At 61.9% G+C, this 18,316-nt stretch carries 19 protein-coding genes and 1 pseudogene; 8 read left to right on the top strand and 12 right to left on the bottom strand.

Annotation, left to right across the window (positions count from 1 at the left end; translation table 11 throughout):
- Positions 1-84: 84 nt before the first annotated feature.
- The gene (gene fabV, locus VJR68_RS05190) at positions 85-1,290 is read right to left on the bottom strand and encodes an enoyl-ACP reductase FabV (RefSeq protein ID WP_324146502.1); all 1,206 of its coding nucleotides are present in this window, start codon (positions 1,288-1,290) and stop codon (positions 85-87) included.
- Positions 1,291-1,551: 261 nt separating this feature from the next.
- On the opposite strand from fabV, the gene VJR68_RS05185 reads away from it, so the two are divergent.
- Positions 1,552-1,716 carry a hypothetical protein gene (locus VJR68_RS05185; RefSeq protein WP_324146501.1) on the top strand — a complete coding sequence of 55 codons (165 nt, stop codon included), beginning with the start codon at positions 1,552-1,554 and terminating at the stop codon, positions 1,714-1,716.
- Here VJR68_RS05185 and VJR68_RS05180 read toward each other — a convergent pair whose 3' ends face one another.
- From VJR68_RS05180 to VJR68_RS05170, 3 genes and pseudogenes are all read right to left on the bottom strand, one after another.
- Positions 1,717-3,696, bottom strand: a complete 1,980-nt coding sequence (locus VJR68_RS05180) for a ferritin-like domain-containing protein (RefSeq protein ID WP_324146500.1) — start codon at positions 3,694-3,696, stop codon at positions 1,717-1,719. It lies immediately after the preceding gene.
- 115 nt (positions 3,697-3,811) lie between these two features.
- Positions 3,812-3,970: pseudogene (locus VJR68_RS05175) on the bottom strand (short-chain dehydrogenase); the annotation flags it as partial.
- A 160-nt stretch (positions 3,971-4,130) separates the two neighbouring features.
- The gene (locus VJR68_RS05170) at positions 4,131-4,895 is read right to left on the bottom strand and encodes an SDR family NAD(P)-dependent oxidoreductase (RefSeq protein WP_324146499.1); all 765 of its coding nucleotides are present in this window, start codon (positions 4,893-4,895) and stop codon (positions 4,131-4,133) included.
- Positions 4,896-5,021: 126 nt separating this feature from the next.
- Between VJR68_RS05170 and VJR68_RS05165 the strand changes: the two genes are divergently transcribed.
- Together VJR68_RS05165 and VJR68_RS05160 are read left to right on the top strand one after the other, a co-directional pair.
- Positions 5,022-5,924: a LysR family transcriptional regulator gene (locus VJR68_RS05165; protein WP_324146498.1), complete on the top strand. Its 903-nt coding sequence runs from the start codon at positions 5,022-5,024 to the stop codon at positions 5,922-5,924.
- A 110-nt stretch (positions 5,925-6,034) separates the two neighbouring features.
- Positions 6,035-7,468 (top strand): alkaline phosphatase family protein, encoded by a 1,434-nt coding sequence (locus VJR68_RS05160; protein ID WP_324146497.1) that lies wholly within the window; start codon positions 6,035-6,037, stop codon positions 7,466-7,468.
- 32 nt (positions 7,469-7,500) lie between these two features.
- Here the strand turns inward: VJR68_RS05160 and VJR68_RS05155 are convergent, their stop codons facing one another.
- From VJR68_RS05155 to VJR68_RS05135, 5 genes are all read right to left on the bottom strand, one after another.
- Positions 7,501-8,439, bottom strand: coding sequence for a helix-turn-helix domain-containing GNAT family N-acetyltransferase (locus tag VJR68_RS05155; protein WP_324146496.1), 939 nt, complete (start codon positions 8,437-8,439; stop codon positions 7,501-7,503).
- Positions 8,440-8,525: 86 nt separating this feature from the next.
- Positions 8,526-9,260 (bottom strand): 2OG-Fe dioxygenase family protein, encoded by a 735-nt coding sequence (locus VJR68_RS05150; RefSeq protein ID WP_324146495.1) that lies wholly within the window; start codon positions 9,258-9,260, stop codon positions 8,526-8,528.
- A 372-nt stretch (positions 9,261-9,632) separates the two neighbouring features.
- Positions 9,633-9,998: a biopolymer transporter ExbD gene (locus VJR68_RS05145; protein ID WP_324146494.1), complete on the bottom strand. Its 366-nt coding sequence runs from the start codon at positions 9,996-9,998 to the stop codon at positions 9,633-9,635.
- A 266-nt stretch (positions 9,999-10,264) separates the two neighbouring features.
- On the bottom strand, positions 10,265-10,798 hold the full coding sequence (locus VJR68_RS05140) for a Spy/CpxP family protein refolding chaperone (RefSeq protein WP_324146493.1): 534 nt from the start codon (positions 10,796-10,798) through the stop codon (positions 10,265-10,267).
- 53 nt (positions 10,799-10,851) lie between these two features.
- A complete protein-coding gene (locus tag VJR68_RS05135) occupies positions 10,852-11,208 on the bottom strand; it encodes a hypothetical protein (protein WP_324146492.1) in 357 nt (118 codons plus the stop codon).
- A gap of 268 nt (positions 11,209-11,476) precedes the next feature.
- On the opposite strand from VJR68_RS05135, the gene VJR68_RS05130 reads away from it, so the two are divergent.
- Positions 11,477-11,962 carry a DUF3455 domain-containing protein gene (locus VJR68_RS05130; RefSeq protein ID WP_324146491.1) on the top strand — a complete coding sequence of 162 codons (486 nt, stop codon included), beginning with the start codon at positions 11,477-11,479 and terminating at the stop codon, positions 11,960-11,962.
- 86 nt (positions 11,963-12,048) lie between these two features.
- Here the strand turns inward: VJR68_RS05130 and VJR68_RS05125 are convergent, their stop codons facing one another.
- Positions 12,049-13,158, bottom strand: coding sequence for a calcium:proton antiporter (locus VJR68_RS05125; RefSeq protein WP_324146490.1), 1,110 nt, complete (start codon positions 13,156-13,158; stop codon positions 12,049-12,051).
- 336 nt (positions 13,159-13,494) lie between these two features.
- Here VJR68_RS05125 and VJR68_RS05120 point away from each other — a divergent pair, with 336 nt between their 5' ends.
- Positions 13,495-14,193, top strand: a complete 699-nt coding sequence (locus VJR68_RS05120) for a transposase (RefSeq protein ID WP_324146489.1) — start codon at positions 13,495-13,497, stop codon at positions 14,191-14,193.
- Between the two features lie 7 nt (positions 14,194-14,200).
- On the opposite strand, the gene VJR68_RS05115 is transcribed toward VJR68_RS05120, so the two are convergent.
- Together VJR68_RS05115 and VJR68_RS05110 are read right to left on the bottom strand one after the other, a co-directional pair.
- The gene (locus tag VJR68_RS05115; RefSeq protein ID WP_324146488.1) at positions 14,201-14,560 is read right to left on the bottom strand and encodes a metalloregulator ArsR/SmtB family transcription factor; all 360 of its coding nucleotides are present in this window, start codon (positions 14,558-14,560) and stop codon (positions 14,201-14,203) included.
- The gene (locus VJR68_RS05110) at positions 14,544-15,005 is read right to left on the bottom strand and encodes an SRPBCC family protein (protein ID WP_324146487.1); all 462 of its coding nucleotides are present in this window, start codon (positions 15,003-15,005) and stop codon (positions 14,544-14,546) included. Before VJR68_RS05110 ends, VJR68_RS05115 begins: the two co-directional genes overlap by 17 nt.
- 185 nt (positions 15,006-15,190) lie before the next feature.
- Here VJR68_RS05110 and VJR68_RS05105 point away from each other — a divergent pair, with 185 nt between their 5' ends.
- The 3 genes from VJR68_RS05105 to VJR68_RS05095 all read left to right on the top strand — a co-directional run bounded on the left by VJR68_RS05105 (position 15,191) and on the right by VJR68_RS05095 (position 18,312).
- Positions 15,191-15,556 (top strand): YciI family protein, encoded by a 366-nt coding sequence (locus VJR68_RS05105; protein WP_324146486.1) that lies wholly within the window; start codon positions 15,191-15,193, stop codon positions 15,554-15,556.
- On the top strand, positions 15,526-16,815 hold the full coding sequence (locus VJR68_RS05100; RefSeq protein WP_324146485.1) for an RNA polymerase sigma factor: 1,290 nt from the start codon (positions 15,526-15,528) through the stop codon (positions 16,813-16,815). Before VJR68_RS05105 ends, VJR68_RS05100 begins: the two co-directional genes overlap by 31 nt.
- A 234-nt stretch (positions 16,816-17,049) precedes the next feature.
- Positions 17,050-18,312, top strand: coding sequence for an MFS transporter (locus VJR68_RS05095; RefSeq protein WP_324146484.1), 1,263 nt, complete (start codon positions 17,050-17,052; stop codon positions 18,310-18,312).
- Positions 18,313-18,316: the final 4 nt, after the last annotated feature.

Genomic DNA, 18,316 nt, shown 5'->3' with positions numbered 1-18,316 from the left:
TGTGGCGACTGGGAGACCTTAAGTTCGGAGCATTGACCCTAACCCTTTCCCCGAAGGGGAGAGGGAATAGGTTTGCGATGTGCGTTACATCTGCACCACGTCAAACCCCACATCCGGATTCACATCCGCGTTGTAATCGACATCCTTCAAGCCAAAGCCAAACAAGCGCAGGAATTCGTGCTTGTAGCCGGCGTAATCGGTCAGTTCCCACAGATTCTCCGTGTTGACCTGCGGCCACAATGCCTTGCATGCCTGCTGAACGTCGTCGCGCATTTCCCAATCGTCCAGACGCAAGCGGCCTTCGTTGTCGGTGGGCGGCGGCGTGCCGTCCTGGCGGTAGAGCACATCGTGGAACAGGCGGTTGGCTTGTTCGATGGTGCCCTCGTGGATGCCTTTGTCCTTCATGATGCGGAACACCATGGAGATGTACAGCGGAATCACCGGAATGGCCGAGCTGGCCTGCGTGATCACCGACTTCATCACGCCGACGTATGCGTGCAGATGTTGCGCGGCGTAGCGCTGGTTGAGTGCCTGCGCGGTGTTGTCCAGATGCTGCTTGGCCTGGCCGATGGTGCCGTGCCAGTAGATCGGCCAGGTGATTTCGGTGCCGACGTAGCTGTAGGCGACGGTGCTGGCGTTATCGGCCAATACACCGGCCTGGCTTAGCGCATCGATCCACAGCGCCCAGTCTTCGCCACCCATTACGGCGACGGTGTCCCTGATTTCCTGCTCGTTGGCCGGCTCCACCGTCACTTGCACCACGGCATCCTTGTTGGTGTCCACCGACGATGCGGTAAACGGCTGGCCGATCGTCTTCAGCGTGGAGCGCACCACTTCGCCGCTATCGGGCAGTTTGCGCACAGGCGAGGCCAGCGAATAGATCACCAGATCGATCGGGCCGCCCATCTCGTTCTTGATCAGCTCGATCGCGCGCTCGCGCGTTTCGTTGGAGAACGCATCGCCGTTGATCGAGCGCGAATACAGCCCTGCGCGCTTGGCCAGCTTGTCGAACGCGGCCGAGTTGTACCAGCCGGCGGTGCCAGGCTTGCTGTCGCTGGAAGGCTTTTCAAAGAACACGCCCAGCGTGGCTGCGCCGAAACCGAAGGCCGCCGTGATGCGCGAGGCCAGGCCGTATCCCGTCGAGGCGCCGATCACCAGCACGCGCTTGGGGCCGGTGGCGGCAGTGCCTTTGGCCTTGGTGATGCCGATCTGCTCGAGCACGTTCTTTTCGCAGCCGACCGGATGCGCCGTGACACAGATAAAGCCGCGAACCTTGGGATGGATGACCACGAATTGCCCTCATCGGATGGATACAAGGGCGCCATTCTAAAGGGGGAGGGGGACCATGCGCTGCCGCAGGGAGGGGTGCCCTTCGTAGGCCCACATAGGCTGGGATGAAATCCCAGCTTTTATGGCGGCTGGTGCAGGGATTTCGTCCCAGCCTATGTTCGGCATGCTGCGTGCTGCTTGCACGCATTCTTTACGCAATCCGTACCAAGCCTTCCATGTATCGGTCGGATAGTGGTCACACCCCGCCAAAGGAGCCCTGCCATGCCCACCACCCCGAACGAACCAACCCCCCGCCGCGAAGCCGGCGAGCCCTACGATCCGCACAAACGCCGCGGCCCGCCACAGCGCCTGGAAGACACCAACGACAGCGGCGATGCCTTGAACGACACCGGCGAGGACAACCAGCGCTGCAAAGAGGAAAAGTAATCACGCCCCGTCGGCAATGAATCCGACTTTGGCGTGGCTGCCGTCGCAGAACGGCTTGTTCTGGCTGTGCCCACAGCGGCACAAGTACGCACTGGTGACACGCGACACCATGCGCCCGGTGCCGCTGACGATCTCCAGGTTGCCGCGCACGCGCAGCGGGCCGTTCATTTGCGGATCGATCTGCAGCGGACCGTCGCGGACGTCCAATGCAGCGGCCGAGGTGTCGGTCGCCGGTTCGCCGCTGGCGGCAAAGCCGATGTCGTGGTGTGAGCCATCGCAGAACGGCTTGTTCTTGGAGGCGCCGCAACGGCACAGCGTGGCGCGGAAGCCGGCCTGCTTTCCACTCAGGCGCAGATCGCCGCGAAATGCATAGGGGCCAGCCTCGCGTGTGGCGGCCAGATTCACAGGCGGCGCGGTTTCGTCCGGCCGTCCATCGCGACGCTTGTATTGGATGGCGCCGGAGGGGCAGGCGTGTGCAATGTCGACCAGTCGTTCCACATCCATCGCATCGGGGTAAAGCCACGCCCCTTGCACGTTGGCAAGAAACACTTTCGGTGCGCCGGTGACGCAGAAGCGTGCGTGGATGCAGCGCTTGGCTTCGAACATCAAGCTCAGTTTTTCTCCCTCGACCTGCTCGATACCGTCTTGCACGGTGGACGTCGGTGCAGCTGGTACGGGCGTCGTTGCAGCGGATGCGGGTGCCGCGGCTGACGGCGCCGGACGATCGAGATCGAAACCTTGTTCGGCCTGCTGCGAAAGATGCGCAAACACCGACGCGGCAGCCACGGTGCGTGGATCGCCCGATGCAGCCATGCGTTGCGCCGCTTCGGCCAATTGCTGGAAACGCTCGCGGAAGAAGCGGCGCGCGCTCGGGCCAGGTGGCAGCGCCGACGCATCGCGCAAGGTGATGAACGACACGCCGGCATGGCACTCCGGATTCGATGGCCCCGCCGGCAACCGCGCAGCACGTTCGGCCAAGGGCGCCAGCGCGCGCATCAGGCCGATGCCCAGATCGAGCGACAGGCATTTGTCCGGATCGGGTGATGGCACGGCATACGTATACGCGAGCAGGCGTTGCATCAAGCCGTAGGCCGCGTTGGCCAGATCGACCGTGGCGATGGCATCCGGATCTTCCAGCCACACGCGGCCCTCCGGGCGCGGCGGACGGCGCAGCACCGGATTGGTGGCGGCAGGAAACGCCGGCCTGAAGGAAGGATCGGCCGCGAGCAGCGCCTGGTATTCCGCGCGTATCGCCGCGAAGCGCTGGTAGTGCGAATTCTCGGTATTTTCCAGTGCGCCTTCGCCCTGCGTGATGATGGAGTCGAACGCTGCCAGCGCCGTCTTCAGGCAGATCACTTTCTTCGCGCCCGGCAGCGACACTTCCGCGCTGGTCAATTGCAAGGCCGGATTGCCGCACATCGCGCCGCTTTCGCCGTGTGCTTCAACCAGCCGGCGCAAGCCATTGCCCAAGGTCTGATAGAACTCGCCGACGGTGTCGTAATTGAGACCCATCGGCGTCAGGCGCGGGCCGCTTGCGCCGCGTATGAACTGGCGTTCGGGCTCGAAGCCGGCGCCATCGGGTTCGGCCGAACCGGCCGGGCGTTCCAGGTAGATGAAATGCTGCAGCGTCGCCATGTTGAACGGTGCCAGCTTCACCACCACGCCGGCGGGCAAATAGCCCGGATCGAGCGGGAAATTCGAGCGCCCCACGCGCGGCGCGCCACCCAGTGCCACGGTGATGTTCCACACCGACATCAGATGGCCCATCTCTTCGATCGCCACCTGCAGGATGCTGTGCTTCCAGCGCTTGATCGCGTCGAGTTGCTCGGCGGTGACGCCTTCCTCCACCGCGGACTTCAGCGAGAAGGCCGCATAGAGGTACGTGCACATCAGGCAGTGTTCGAGCTCGGCTGCTTCGTAGAGCGCATGCAGCGCCTGTTCGCGGGTGGGAATGGTATGCGTCGGGGAGTTGCTGACCACGGCTGCTTCCCTCTCGATGTGGAGAGGGAAAGGTACACCGAGCCAGGTAGGTTGGGGTGCGAACCTCAACATGGCTTGTCCACGGTGATGGCCATGTTGGGGTTCGCGCCCCAACCTACACAAACATGCCGCCGGATGCTTCGATGCGCTGCGCATTGATCCAGCCGCTTTCCTTCGCCAGCAACATCGCCACCACGCCGCCGATGTCGTCCGGTAAACCCGCGCGCCCCAGCGCCGTCTGCGAGGCGACGAAAGCATTCACATCCGCGTTGTCATGCTTCGATGGCCAGCTGCAGGATGCTGTGCTTCCAGCGCCTGCTCGCGACTCGGCATGGTATGCGTCGGGGAGTTGCTGACCACACCGGGTAGGTTGGGGTGCGAACCCCAACATGGCTTGTCCACGGTGATGGCCATGTTGGGGTTCGCACCCCAACCTACACAAACATGCCGCCGGATGCTTCGATGCGCTGCGCATTGATCCAGCCGCTTTCCTTCGCCAGCAACATCGCCACCACGCCGCCGATGTCGTCCGGCAGGCCCACGCGTCCCAGCGCCGTCTGCGAAGCGACATAAGCATTCACATCCGCGTTGTCACGCACGGTGCCGCCGCCAAAATCGGTTTCGATCGCACCGGGTGCCAGCGTGTTCACGGCGATGCGGCGCGGGCCAAGTTCCTTGGCGAGATAGCGTGTCAGCACTTCGATGCCGCCTTTCATCGCCGCGTACGCCGAATAGCCGGGCAATGCGAAGCGGGCCAAGCCGCTGGAGACGTTGAGAATGCGCCCGCCATCTTCGATCAGTGGCAGCAGCGTCTGGGTGAGGAAGAACGCACCCTTCAAATGGATGTTCATCAGCTCGTCGAACTGCGCTTCGGTGGTTTCCACAAAGCTGACATGGATGCCAATGCCGGCGTTGTTGACCAGATAGTCGAAACGATCGCGCTGCCAATGCTCTTTCAAGGCCGCGCGCAACTGTCCGGCGAAAGCGGCGAAGGTGGAGGCCTTGCCCACGTCCAGCGGCAACGCGACGGCGCGCCGGCCGAGCTTGCGGATCGCTTCGACCACGGCCTCCGCCTCGGCCTGGTTGGAACGGTAGGTCAGCACCACGTCGGTGCCGTGCTCGGCCAGCTTCAGCGCCATGTTCTTGCCGAGGCCGCGGCTGCCGCCGGTGATCAGGACAATGGGAGTGTTCGTGCTCATGGGTGTCTCCTTGAAGGGAAGCGAGGTAACCAACGGTGAGCAGGATATTGATCTGTACTCAGCGCATAAATCGTCCGATCATGAGTGCTGTGTTCGTAAATGACGAACAATCGGGCGAGGCAGGCGATGAACCGGATCGAAGCCATGCATATCTTCGCGCGGGTGGCGGAGCTGGCCAGTTTCACCAAGGCGGCCGACAGCCTGGGGTGCCCCAAGGCCAGCACTTCCGCCGCCGTGCAGCACCTGGAAGCACAGCTCGGCACGCAACTTTTGCACCGTACGACACGCCGTGTGCAGCTGACGCAAGACGGCCAGCGTTTCTACGAGCGTTGCAAGGACGTGCTGGCCGATCTCGATGAATTAAGCACGATGTTCCAGCAAGCCCCGCAAGCCTTGAGCGGACGCGTGCGCGTGGATACCAACAGCGGCGTCGCCAGGCATGTGATCGAGCACTTGCCGCAATTCCTGCGCGAGCATCCGGGCATCCAGGTGGAACTGAGCTGCAGCGATCGCCGCGTCGACGTCGTCGCGGAAGGTTTCGATTGCGTGGTACGCGTGGGCACCCTCACCGATTCCAGCCTGATCATGCGGCCGCTGGGCCAGTACCGCATCGTCAATTGCGCCAGCCCTGCCTATCTGGCCGAACACGGCGTGCCGCAGACGCTGGAGGACCTGGCCCATCACAAACTGATCCATTACGTGTCTGTGTTGGGGCAGCGGCCGCCGGGTTTTGAATACCTGGAAGGTGGCGAGTGTCGCTACGTGCCCATGCAAGGCGTGCTTACCGTCAACAGCGTGGAGGCCTATGCCAGCGGTTGCGCAGCCGGCCTGGGTATCACGCAGACGCCGCGCGCGGGCGTTGCACATTTATTGCGTTCCGGCGGACTGGTAGAAGTGTTGCCGCACTACGAAGCCGAGCCGATGCCGGTGTCGCTGCTGTACGCACAACGGCGCAACCTGTCGGTACGCGTGCAAGTGTTCATGGATTGGCTGACCAACATGCTGGTGCCGTATCTGGATCGCGTGTGAATCGCTGACGGCATTCGCGGAAAACTGTCATCACGATTGACTAAGGTAGCGGCGGTCAGTGGCGCTTGCGCAGCGCCGTGACGTTTCCTTCACACACGAGGCTGCATGTCATGGCGACTTCCGGCAAGGCGTTGTCCGCAATCAATCACATTGTGGTGTTGATGCTGGAGAACCGCTCGTTCGATCACATGCTCGGGTTTCTGTATGCCGATGCGGGCAATGTTTCGCCGGCCGGACAAGCGTATGAGGGGCTGACCGGCAACGAGTCGAATCCCGATGCCAGTGGCAAGCCGGTCAGTGTTTACAAGATCCAGGCTGGCACTACCAGCACTTACTTCTTGCCAGGCGCCGATCCCGGCGAAGGCTATACCGCGACAAATTCGCAGTTGTTCGGCAGCAACACCGCGCCGACACCGCCGGTGGCGACCCATCAGGGCTTCGTTACCAATTTCGCCTATACCTTGAGTTGGGAATCGAAAAGCAAAGGCTATTCGATCCTTCCGGGCACCACCGCCAACGACATCATGGGCATGCACACGCCGCAGACCTTGCCGGTGCTTTCCGCGCTGGCGCGTGGCTTTGCGGTGTGCGATCACTGGTACGGTTCGGTGCCGACGGAAACGCTGCCCAACCGCGCCTTCGTGCATGCGGCCACGTCGCAAGGCCACATGGACGACAAGACCAAGACCTTCACCGCGCCCACCATCTATGCAGCGCTCAGCCAGAAGAACGTTAGCTGGAAAATCTATGGCTATAACGCCGAGCCGCTGACCCGGCACACCTTCACCGATATTACCAATCTGGCCGAGACGTACTTCGGGCAGTTCAAGGATTTCCAGGCGGATGCGGCGAACGGTTCGTTGTCGGCGTACAGCTTTCTTGAGCCTAGCTGGGGTTCGAAGGGCAACAGCCAGCATCCGAACTACGACGTTGCGCTCGGCGAGCAGTTTATCCATGACGTGTATAACGCGTTGCGCAACGGCCCGGCGTGGAATGAAACCTTGTTGATCATTACCTATGACGAACATGGCGGCTGCTATGACCATGTCGCGCCGCCCACTAATGCGGTGCCGCCGGACAGCACGGCCGGCGAATACGGTTTTGATTTCAAGCGCTTCGGGCCACGCGTGCCGACGCTGCTGATCTCGCCGCTGATTCCGGCAGGTACGGTGTTCCGCGCCTCGGGCGCTATGCCGTTCGATCACACGTCGATTCTGAAGACAGTGGAGTTGCGTTGGGGTTTGCCGGCACTGACGGCGCGCGATGCCGCCGCACCGGATGTGAGCGCGGTGCTCAGCCTGGCCACGCCGCGTACGGATGATCCGCTATCTGGTGTCGTAGTGCCGCAGTCGAAGGGCACGAATCCCTCGGCGAACAAACCCTCGCATCTGCAGCAGGTGTATGCCGAACTCGCCGGACATTTGCCGATGCCTGACCCGGCGCCCGGTGCACAACCGGGTATTGCGAAGCTGGAAACGGGGGATGACTACGATCGGTATATCAAGCAGCGCGTGGACGCGTGGAAGGCGCATCGCAACCGATAAGCGGCACGTAGGCCGGGATGACAATCCCAGCGTCAGGGCTCGGCGGAAAAGCTGGGAGTGCCATCCCAGCCTACGTATTTGCGCATGAAAACCGTTGCCTGCGGATTGTCGTTATAGCGCTCGCAATGCTCGTACCCGCGCTTTTCGTACAGCGCAATGGCGGCTTTCAAATCATCGTAGCTGTCGAGGTAGATCCATTCGATACCTTCATCGCGGGCAAACGCTTCCTGCGCGTCGAGCAGTTTGTCGGCGATATGTTTTCCACGCGCACCGGGTTTGACGTAGAGGCGCTTGCATTCGCTGGCGCCGCGCAGATTCGCCAGCTTGCGCAGTACGACGCATCCCGCCACCTCGTCACCCAGATACGCCAGCCACACACCTGACGCGGGCGTGTCGATCAGCTTCTGGATGCTGCCGGGTTTGTCCCGCTGCACCACGTGCACGGCTTCGTAGTATTCGTGGAGGATGGCGAGCGCGTCATCGTTGACCTCGGTGAGGCGAACGATGCGCAAGGGTGGCGTACGGCCTTCGAGCAAGCTGCGAACACCTGCAAGCGACGCCACCAAGGCGTCGCGATCGGCCGTATTGAGATGCGCGAGCATGTCGCGGATGTGCCGCATGGATTGCTCATTGAGCCGCGCGACAGCCTTTTGCCCGGTGGCGGTGAGTACCAGCGGTTTTTCACGCGCATCCGTATCTGACGTGACGCGGCGTATCAGCTTGCGCCGGATCAGCCCCGACAGCAGCCGGCTCATGTAGCCGGCATCCAATTCCAAGGTGTCCTGCAGCGTGGCGGCAGTCACCTTTGGCTGCGCGCTGATCTCGTACAGGATGCGGGCTTCTGTCAGCGCAAATTCGCCATCCAGGTGTCGACGGCGCAACAGGCCGAGGTGGGCGGTGTAGAAGCGGTTGAACTCACGTATCGCAGCAATCTGCTCGGCAAACTGCGGTGGCATCGGCTTGGTGCTCATGGCGCGACTCTAAATCCATATAGTTGCTTTTGGCAACTATATGGAAAGTCATGCCGAACCCGTGCTTTGTCTTCAATCGGGTGAGGTCAGGGTCTGGCCCGGAACGTGGCTACCAACACGTCGCGATGCGCTGGTTCGCCAGGCACCAGTGGCGTGACTGGCGTGACGCCGTGGAACACGCGCGGATCGTGGATCAGCGCGGCGTCGAACGGATGGGTGAGGGTGAAATCGCCGAGCGGCTTGCCGTCCGGCGTGTGGATGGTGGTGGTGCCGCTGGCAATGTTGTGGCGATCGATCAGCAGCACCAGCACAAAATCCACGCCATCGCGATGACTGCCTTCGGGCGTGGGCTCGCCCGCCGCATCGGCATTTGCTTCGATACGGAACTGGTGCACTTCCACATGCCAGTTTGGAACGGAAGGCGCGAGCGAGCTGAAGAAATCGTTGCAGAAGGCAAGGATGGCGCGAAGGCTTGGACCGTTCGCGATGGCGGGATCGAGCGGTTCGAACCAGCGCTCGATATTGCCTTGCAGCCGGTTGTATTGCAGCGCCTGGTAATGCGGTTGATGCGGAGCAAGCGCGACGCTGCCATGTGCCTTGGCGACATAGGTGGCGTGACGGCGGCGGCGCTGCCGTCCGGTTGCGGCAAGGTAGGGGTCAGGGCCGAGGTAGTCCCAGCTGGCAGTGAACGCATCCCAATCCGCTAGATCGCCCGATGTTTGCAATAGCGGTTGCATGACATCCGCGGTGACGAACGAAAAGCCGTCGCGCTTTACGGCGTCGAGCAGCGTGGAGACAGGCGAAGGGATGGGGCTTTGCATCACGGCAGTATACAGCCGTGGCTTTGTAGCTCTTCGTAAGTTGCGCCGAAAAGCGTTTGTTTAAGCGCGCATCGCGGTCATCGCGAAGGACAGTCCCCTCTCTTGCGAAGTAGGGGATGGCCAGGATCAATGCTCCGAATTTAAAAAATTCTTCAGCTGCCGCAGAGCCCCAACCCGTCATTCCAGCGAAAGCTGGAATGACGACTCGCTCTGAAATGGGCTTGACGTGAACTTCAATTCCCCTAAACGGAACGACGGCAAAAACGTGGGGATACCTCAGCCCCAACCCTCCCCTGCTTTTGCAGGGGAGGAAGTGGATTATCGCAAGCGTATAAATGTGCGCTTCGGATGCCGCGCAATCCACGTGCACACTCACTGCACGCCAAGCATGTCTATCCTGGCCAAGCCTTGTGCCTTCGCTTCCGCCATCACTTTCGCCACCGCATCGTAAGCCGCGCCATCCGCGGCATCGATTTCCAAAGCAGGTTGCGTGGACTGCATCGCGGCAATACTCAACTGCGTTCGCAGCTGATCCGAACTGACCGGCGTGCCGTTCCAATACATCGTGCCATCCGCCTGGATCGCAAGATGGACGGACGGCGGCGTCTCCATGATTTTGCTGGAGCGTTGAGGAAGATCCAGTTTCGTCTTATGCGTAATGACCGGCGCGCTGATCATGAAGATGATCAGCAATACCAGCATCACGTCGACCAGAGGCGTCACGTTGATCTGGGCCATGACGTTATTCGAGACACGAGCAGAGAAAGTCATACTTCCTCCTGAGCGAACGTGTGGATGTCGATGTGTGCCCGGCAGATGGTTGGGGAACCGGGCGAGGCCAGCGTAGCGCAGTGCCTGGCTCGAGGGTAGGCTGGGATGAAATCCCAGCTTTTCAGGCGGTCTTTCGATGCTGGGATTGTCATCCCAGCCTACAGTTACATGTGCAAATAAAAAGGGCCGGAGGCGGTGACGCCTCCGGCCTTTTGCGTGATGCGAAATGCGGGTCAGCCGCCGGATGTCGACGATGCGCTGGCCGGCTTGCTCTCGCGTTCCTTATGCCCGCCCATCCGTTGCTTCGGCGGACGATTGCGGAACAGCTCATCGGCGGTCTGCTTTTGTTCGGGCGACAGCACGGCGTACAGCGAGGTGAACGCGGACGACAGTTTCTGCATGTTGTCCGCATTGAGCTGGGCGAGCTGTGCGTAGGACTTCATGGAGTCGTCCGCGCTCATGCTTTCCATTTTCTGATGGCGCTCGTGCAGTGCCTTGCCGGTGTTTTGCGCGTTGTCGCGCATGACCTGCGCATACGCGTTCCACTGGCTCGATTCGGCATCGGTGATGCCAAGCTCTTCGTGCAGATCGGTGATCTGCTGTTCCACTTCGTCCATGCGTCGCTGCATGTGCGATTTCTTGGCCGTCGGTGCGGTGCTGGACGAGGAGGCCGAAGCCGGCGCCGTGCTCTGCGCCATGCTGGTGCCGCCAAGCAGGGCCAGGGAGAGTGCAATGGGTAAGGCAGCCTTGCTGAAAAAATTTTTCATGATGGGATGCTCCGATGCATGAGTGCGGGCATTAATGCCTGGATGCGGGCAGATCAATATCCCTGGGGCGGCGCATAGCCGTTGTCGTAATAGACCACGCCGGGCGGTGGCGGCGGTGGTGGTGCGGACGACTGATAGACCACCCCCGGAGGCGGCTGCGAGGCGGAAGCGGCGGAGTTGGCGATCACGGCGCCAGCCACGACGCCGAGCAGGCCGGCGGCGATGGCAACGCCGGCGTTGTCGTTGCCGCGACGATGGCGGTTATCCCAACGCGGCGGTGGCGGCGGCGGTGGCCGATGCCAGCCGCGATCAGGACGACGGTACTGGGCTTGGGCCGGCATGCATGGCGCGATCACCGCCACGGCAATGGCCAGGGCAGCAAGCTGCCGATATAGCGGGGTGCGAGTCATCTACTTACCCTCCTCACTACGCAATGTGTGTCGCATGCATCGGGCCAGCTTGGGATGCGTGCGAAGATGGTCGTCGCAACAAAATACGCCGCAACGGATGAGCTTTGCGGTGGACAACCGTGGCCGGAGTCTATGCCAAACGCCATGCAGGTTGATGATGAATCGGCCGGTGTCGCTGGCAACGGTTCATGTAGTGCACAGTGCAGCACAATCGACACCATTGCCGCTTATCCTTGCCTGCCTTGTCGAGGCTCATCAGGAGAACACCGTGCGGAATTTCCGAACCTGTTTGCTTTTTGCGTTGCCTGCGTTCGCAGTCGGCATCCATGCGCAAGCATCGCCAGCCAGACCGCACGCCATCGAAGCGTTCGCCAAGGGCGTGCAGATCTACAGCTGCAAAGACGCCGGCAACAGTTATGCGTGGACGTTGAAAGGGCCGGACGCGACCTTGAGCGATGCGAAAGGCCATGCCATTGGCAGGCATTTCGCCGGCCCAAGCTGGCAAGCCGAGGATGGCAGCGTGGTGGTGGGCGAGATGTTGAGCGCCTCGCCGTCACCGGATGCAGGTGCGGTTGCGTGGCTTGTGCTGCATGCCAAGTCGCATAGTGGCAAGGGGGACATGGCGAGTGTGCAGTACATTGTTCGCACGCGTACCGAAGGTGGCGCGGCGCCTGCGACTGGTTGCGATGCTGCTCATGCGAGCGCGGAAGTGCGCGTGCCCTATAGCGCGGTTTATCTGTTTTTCCGCGGTTGAGTGTTTTGGGTTTTCTCGTAGGCTGGGATGAAATCCCAGCTTTTATGCATGGCGATGCTGGGATTTCATCCCAGCCTACATGCAGGTTACGGGCTGAACACCAGCACGATGAATACGGCGAACAATGACAGATGCACCGCGCCTTCCAGCATGGTGGTGCGCGCATTGGAAAACGTCATGGCGCTGAGTATCAGCGTTGCCATCAACATCACGATGCTTGATGGCGGTACGCCGAGGAGCACGGATTGGCCGCTGAAAAGGCTGATGGCGAGCACGGCGGGCACGGTCAGCCCCAGTGTGGAAGCGACAGAGCCCAGGCAAAGATTGATGGCGCGCGTCATCCGGTCCGCACGCGCGGCAATCAGGGCGGAAATGCCTTCCGGCGCGAACACCAGGATGGCGATGATGATGCCACCCAAGGCCTTGGGCGCACCCGCGACGTCGATGCCATAGTCGAGAATTTTCGCCAGGCTCTTGGACAGAATGATGATGGGCAGGATGTTCAACAGCAGCAGCCCGAAGTGCAGCAACAACGGTTTCTTGCTGGCCGTGGCTGCGGGCTGATGCGCCGCGTGTTCGACGGAATCTTCGTCAGCCGTGACGAAGTAGCCGCGGTGCCGTCCCGTCTGCAACCAAAGGAACACGCCGTACAGGGCAATGGTGAGCAGCGAGAACGCCAGGGCTTGTGGCCGCGCCAAGGAGCCATCGGGTGTGGAGGTGGTGAAGTTTGGCAGCACCAGCGCGATGATGGTCAGCGGAATGATCACCGACAGATATGCCGACGCGCCTTTCAAGTTGTACGTCTGTTCGTAGTGGCGAAAGCCGCCGAGCAACAGACTGAGCCCCACCACGCCGTTGAGCACGATCATCAGCACCGCATACATGGTGTCGCGCGCCAGCGTGGAACTGCCGCTCGAACCGAGCATCACGGCGGAAATCAGCACTACTTCGATGATCACGATGGACAGCGTCAGCACCAGCGTGCCGAGCGGTTCGTCCAGCATATGGGCCAGCTCCTCGGCCTCGTGCACCACGCCGAAGGCAACCCATACGATCACCAGGAACAACCATACGAAGAGGATGAGGGCGGCCAGCGGACTGCTGATGTTGCCGGCCCAGGACGAGCCGAACAGCAAGAACAAGGCCACGGTCAGCCAGCCGGCAAACAGACGCATCGTGGTCATGGCGTTAGGCATGCCGTTCCTCAAGTTTTTCCGCATGGATAGGGATAGTACTGAGCCGGCGCGCATCAGTCTCTTTCCCTGTCCCCGTTAAGTCGATCTGTCCCCGTTTGCGCTGCATCACACTGTGCGATTGCCGTCACGATCCTTTCACCGCGGGGCGATAAGGCTAGCTGCGCAGCTTCGGTGTCAACCTGCTTCGGTCATGTCGTGAGGCAGGCGCTATTCGATTTCGATCCACGCAAATTCGCAGAATAACGCGACGCTTTCGCGTGCCACGGTCTCGAAGCAACAGGGCGACATCTTTCATAACGCGACCTAACACACGCATCGCCGCATGGAGGCTACACGATGCCACGATCGCCACGGTTCGACCTTGCCTATGTGCCTCAGCACATCATCCAGCGCGGGCACGATGGGCATGCCTGTTTTTACAGTCCGGCGGATTACCGCTGCTATCTCGTGCAATTGCTGCACGCCAGCTCGCGCTGGGATTGCGCCGTGCATGCTTATGTGCTGATGCCCAATCACGTGCATCTTCTGGTAACGCCCGCGCACGTGGGTGCGCTCGCGCACATGATGCAGGCCATCGGCCGCAACTATGTCAGTTACTTCAACGCCACTTACCATCGTGCGGGCACGCTCTGGGAAGGGCGTTTCAAATCCTGCTTGATCGGCGAGGACTATCTGCTGGTTTGCCAACGCTACATCGAACTCAACCCGGTGCGTGCCGGGTTGGTGGGCGAGCCATCGGCCTATGCGTGGTCCAGCTACGCCTGCAATGCGCTCGGCCTGCCTGATCCCGTCATCGTTCCGCATGCCAGATATCTCGCGCTCGGCAGTTACCGCGAGCAATACATGCGGGCGTATCGCCAATCGTTTGAGCTGGATATCGAGCCGGACGTGTTGCGGGATATCCGCATGTACATCCAGCAGCAGCGCGCATTGGGATCGCTGGCCTTCCAGGCGCGGGTGGAGGCGACGCTTGGGCGGTATGCGCGCGCAAGGCCAGCACACCGGCCGCGCAAGCAGCCGCAACTGCTGCAGTAAGAAACGGCTATGGTTCCAGTGTTGCCTTCAGCCGCAGCAGCGCCTGGTCCCATTGCGCGGTAATCACATCGAGCGAACGGCGCGCTTCGTCCAGGCGCGACGCCTGCAATTCCCACAAGCGCTCACGCCCCTGGCGAAGATCGCGGACCAGGCCGGCGTCGGCGAGCACTTGCAGATGCTTGGTGACGGCTTGCCGTGTAATGTCGGTGCCGGCCGTCAGCTGGGCAATGGATAGCGCGCTGCCGGTGCAGAGCAGGGCGATCAGGCGCAGGCGCGTTTCGTCGCCCAATGCTGCGAAGACCGGCACGGCCTTGCGCAGCAGTGGAAACTTCGCGCCGGCGTTGCGTGCGCTAGTGCGAAGCGACATACGTGTCGATGTTGGTCATCTGCTGATCCCAGCCACCGCTGTTCATGCGGAAGGCTTCCAGCCGGCGATGTGCGGGGATCTGGTCGAAACCGGATTCCACCAGGCGCAGCAGCGTGCCGTCGGTGGTTTCTTCCAGTTCGAAACTGACCAGGGTGGTGGGTTCCTGCGAGTAATCCACGTTGGGATCGACGGCGTACGGATGCCAGCGGAAGGAAAGCAGGCGTTCCGGTTCGAGGTGTTCCACGGTCACGTTCCAGGTCAGGTGTTCATAGCCTGGATAGGTGATGTTGCCTTCGCAAGGCTCGCCGGCGACGAAATGCTTTCCTTTCAGCGCAACGCCGAACCATTCGCCGAAGGATTCGGCATTCGCCAAGGCACGCCACACTTTCGCACGCGGCGCTTTGATGTGGATCTGTCGTTCGATGCGATCTGTCGATGTGTTCATGGGCAACCTCCTGGTTGCATATTAGTCCTGGCATGGTACGTCATGCAATCATCTGGTTGCTCTTTGCGGCCGTGCCGGCCGGCAAGGGGCTGGCTATGCTGAGCGAGGATGTCCGATCGGCGCCGGCTCGCGCGTCATCGGAGTGGCGGTGCACGTTGCCCGCTCCAACCCGACGGAGAATGTCCATGCAATACCTACTGATGCTGTTTGTCGAAGAAAGTGCCTGGCACCGCATGTCCGATGACGAAAAGGCGCATCAAGGGGCGGCCTACACCGCCTATACGGAAGCGTTGAAAAAGGCCGGCGCGTGGGTGGGCTCCAACCGGCTGCAGGACACGGCCACGGCGACCACGGTGCGGCTCGCCAATGGCAAGTCGCAGGTGCTGGATGGACCGTATGTGGAAACCAAGGAACAACTCGCCGGCTATTACCTGATCGACGCCGCCGACTTGGACGCAGCGCTGGGTTGGGCGGCGCGTTGCCCCACCGCCAGCCACGGTGTGGTCGAGGTGCGCCCGGTATGGGCGATGCCCGGGAGCAGCGCAGCGTGACCGACGCAGCGCGGGCAGCAGCCAATGACGTAGCGCGACGCAGCTACGGCAAGCTGCTTGCGTATCTCGCCGCCGACATGCGTGACGTGTCGGCGGCCGAGGATGCCTTGTCGGAAGCTTTTGCCGCGGCGCTGGCGGATTGGCCGCTGCATGGCTGCCCCGACAATCCGGAGTCATGGCTGATGACGGTGGCGCGTCGCAAAGGCATCGATGGTGCGCGGCGAAAGCGCAGTGGCGAGGCGGCCTCGGTGCAATTGCAGGCGATCGCGGACATGCATGCCGAATGCGTCGACACGCACGAGGACGAATCCTTTCCGGATCGCCGCCTTGGCTTGCTGTTCGCCTGCGCGCATCCGGCCATCGACGTGAACATCCGTGCCCCGCTGATGCTGCAGACCGTGCTGGGCTTGGAAGCGAAAACCATCGCCTCCGCGTTTCTGGTGTCACCCGATGCAATGGGCAGGCGCTTGAGCCGCGCCAAGCAGAAGATTCGCGAAGCCGGCATTCCCTTCGCCATTCCCGAGCGCGATGCGTGGAACGAACGGCTGGAAGCCGTGCTGGCCGCGATCTATGCGACGTACGCGGAAGGCTGGAGCGAACCGGACGACGCCGACCTCGCACGCCGCGACCTGGTCGAAGAAGCCGTCTTTCTCGCACGCCTGCTGGCGGAGCTGTTGCCGCAGGAACCGGAAACGCTCGGCTTGCTCGCCGGCATGCTGTACACCGAAGCCCGCCGTCGCGCGCGCCGTAGCGCGGAAGGCGAGTACGTGCCGTTGGCCGAGCAGGACACGCGCTTGTGGGATGCCGGCATGATCGATGAAGCCGAAACCTTGCTGCAGCGTGCAAGCACGTTTGGCCGCATCGGCCGCTATCAATTGGAAGCCGCGTTGCAGTCGGCGCACATCGAGCGCCAACGTTCCGGGCGCGGCGACTGGACACCCGAGGTACAACTTTACGACGCGTTGTATGCACTCACGTATTCGCCGGTCGTCGCGCTCAATCGTGCGTTGGCCGTGGCGGAGCTGGAAGGGCCCGAGGCCGCCATGGCGATCTTGCGCGTGTTGTCCGACGACAAACGCCTGGCCGAGTATCAACCGTATTGGGCAGCGCGTGCGGCCTTGTTCGCACGCATCGGCAACGAGCGCGAGAGCTTGCATGCGTATGACATGGCGATCGGTCTTGCGCACGATCCCGCGGTGCGGCGTTTTTTGCAGCGACGGCAAGCGGAATGTGCAAAAAGGTTTGGCAGGCTGGGGTGAGCGGGACGCAAACCCCGACATCGCGCAGCGCTTGGCGCGCCTCGCCATGAAAATCGCTTACCGTCGCCCCGGCGAACGCCGGGGCCCAGCGACTTGTGGCGTGCATCAAAAGCAAAGACACGGGCTCCGGCGTTTGCCGGGGCGACGGGGTAGCGAGAACGCGCGCTTCATGACAACCCACCGGCGCTCGTGTCTGGCAGAATCGGCGCTCCGCTTACCGGGAAGTCAAAACACATGCGTGATGCCGTCACCACTTCGGCCAACTCACCGGGCCGGGTTCTGTTTGCCAGCCTGATCGGCACCACCATCGAGTTTTTCGATTTCTACATTTATGCCACGGCGGCAGTGCTGGTGTTTCCGAAGTTGTTCTTTCCCGCCAGCGATGCCGCGACGGCGACGTTGCAATCCTTCGCCACGTTCGCGCTGGCGTTTGTCGCGCGGCCGATCGGTTCGGCACTGTTCGGCCACTTCGGCGATCGCATCGGCCGCAAGGCAACGCTGGTGGCGGCCTTGCTCACCATGGGTATTTCCACGGTCGTGATCGGCCTGTTGCCGACGTATGACCATATCGGCCTGCTGGCGCCGGTGTTGCTGGCGTTGTGCCGGTTGGGGCAAGGCCTGGGTTTAGGCGGCGAGTGGGGCGGTGCGGTGTTGCTGGCGATCGAGAATGCGCCGCCTGGCAAGCGTGCGTGGTACGGCATGTTTCCGCAGCTTGGCGCACCGCTTGGCTTTCTTGCCGCAACGAGTCTTTTTCTGTGGATCACGGAAAAAATGGGCGATGCCGCGTTTTTCGCATGGGGATGGCGCGTGCCGTTCCTGGCCAGTTCCGCGCTGGTGCTGATTGGCCTGTGGATGCGTTTGCGCTTGACCGAAACGCCGGCGTTCGCGCAAGCGATGGCGAAGCATGAACGGGTGAAAGTGCCGATGCTCAACGTGCTCACGCAGCATCCGGGCGCGCTGATCGCGGGCACGTTCGCGTCGTTGGCGACCTTCGTGATCTTCTACTTGATGACGGTGTTCGCGTTGAGCTGGGCGACGTCCAAGCTGAGTTACTCGCGCGAGGCGTTCCTGATCGTGCAGATGGTTGGCGTGTTGTTCTTCGCGTTGTTCATTCCGTTCTCGGCGTGGCTGGCGGACAAGCGGAGCGGACGTTTCGTGATGCTGCTGGCGACGGTGCTGATCTTTGTCTTCGGCATTGCCTATGCACCGTTGTTCGCGCAGAGCGGCATGCTGTTCATGGTGGTGGGCATGTGCATCGTCGGCATCACGTACGGACCGCTGGGCACGGTGCTGGCGCAGATGTTTCCCACCGCCGTGCGCTACACGGGCGCATCGCTGGCGTTCAACCTCGCGGGTATTTTCGGCGCGTCGTTGGCGCCGTATGTCGCCACGTGGCTGGCCAAGACCTATGGCTTGGCGTACGTGGGCTATTACTTGTCCGCGGCGGCGGTGCTGACGTTGCTGGCTTTGCTCGCGAAACCGCGCGAGACGATGTAGCCAT

It is taken from the genome of Dyella sp., from assembly GCF_035277725.1.
Classification (GTDB): domain Bacteria; phylum Pseudomonadota; class Gammaproteobacteria; order Xanthomonadales; family Rhodanobacteraceae; genus Dyella_B.
This window is presented reverse-complemented; position numbering and strand designations above follow the sequence as displayed.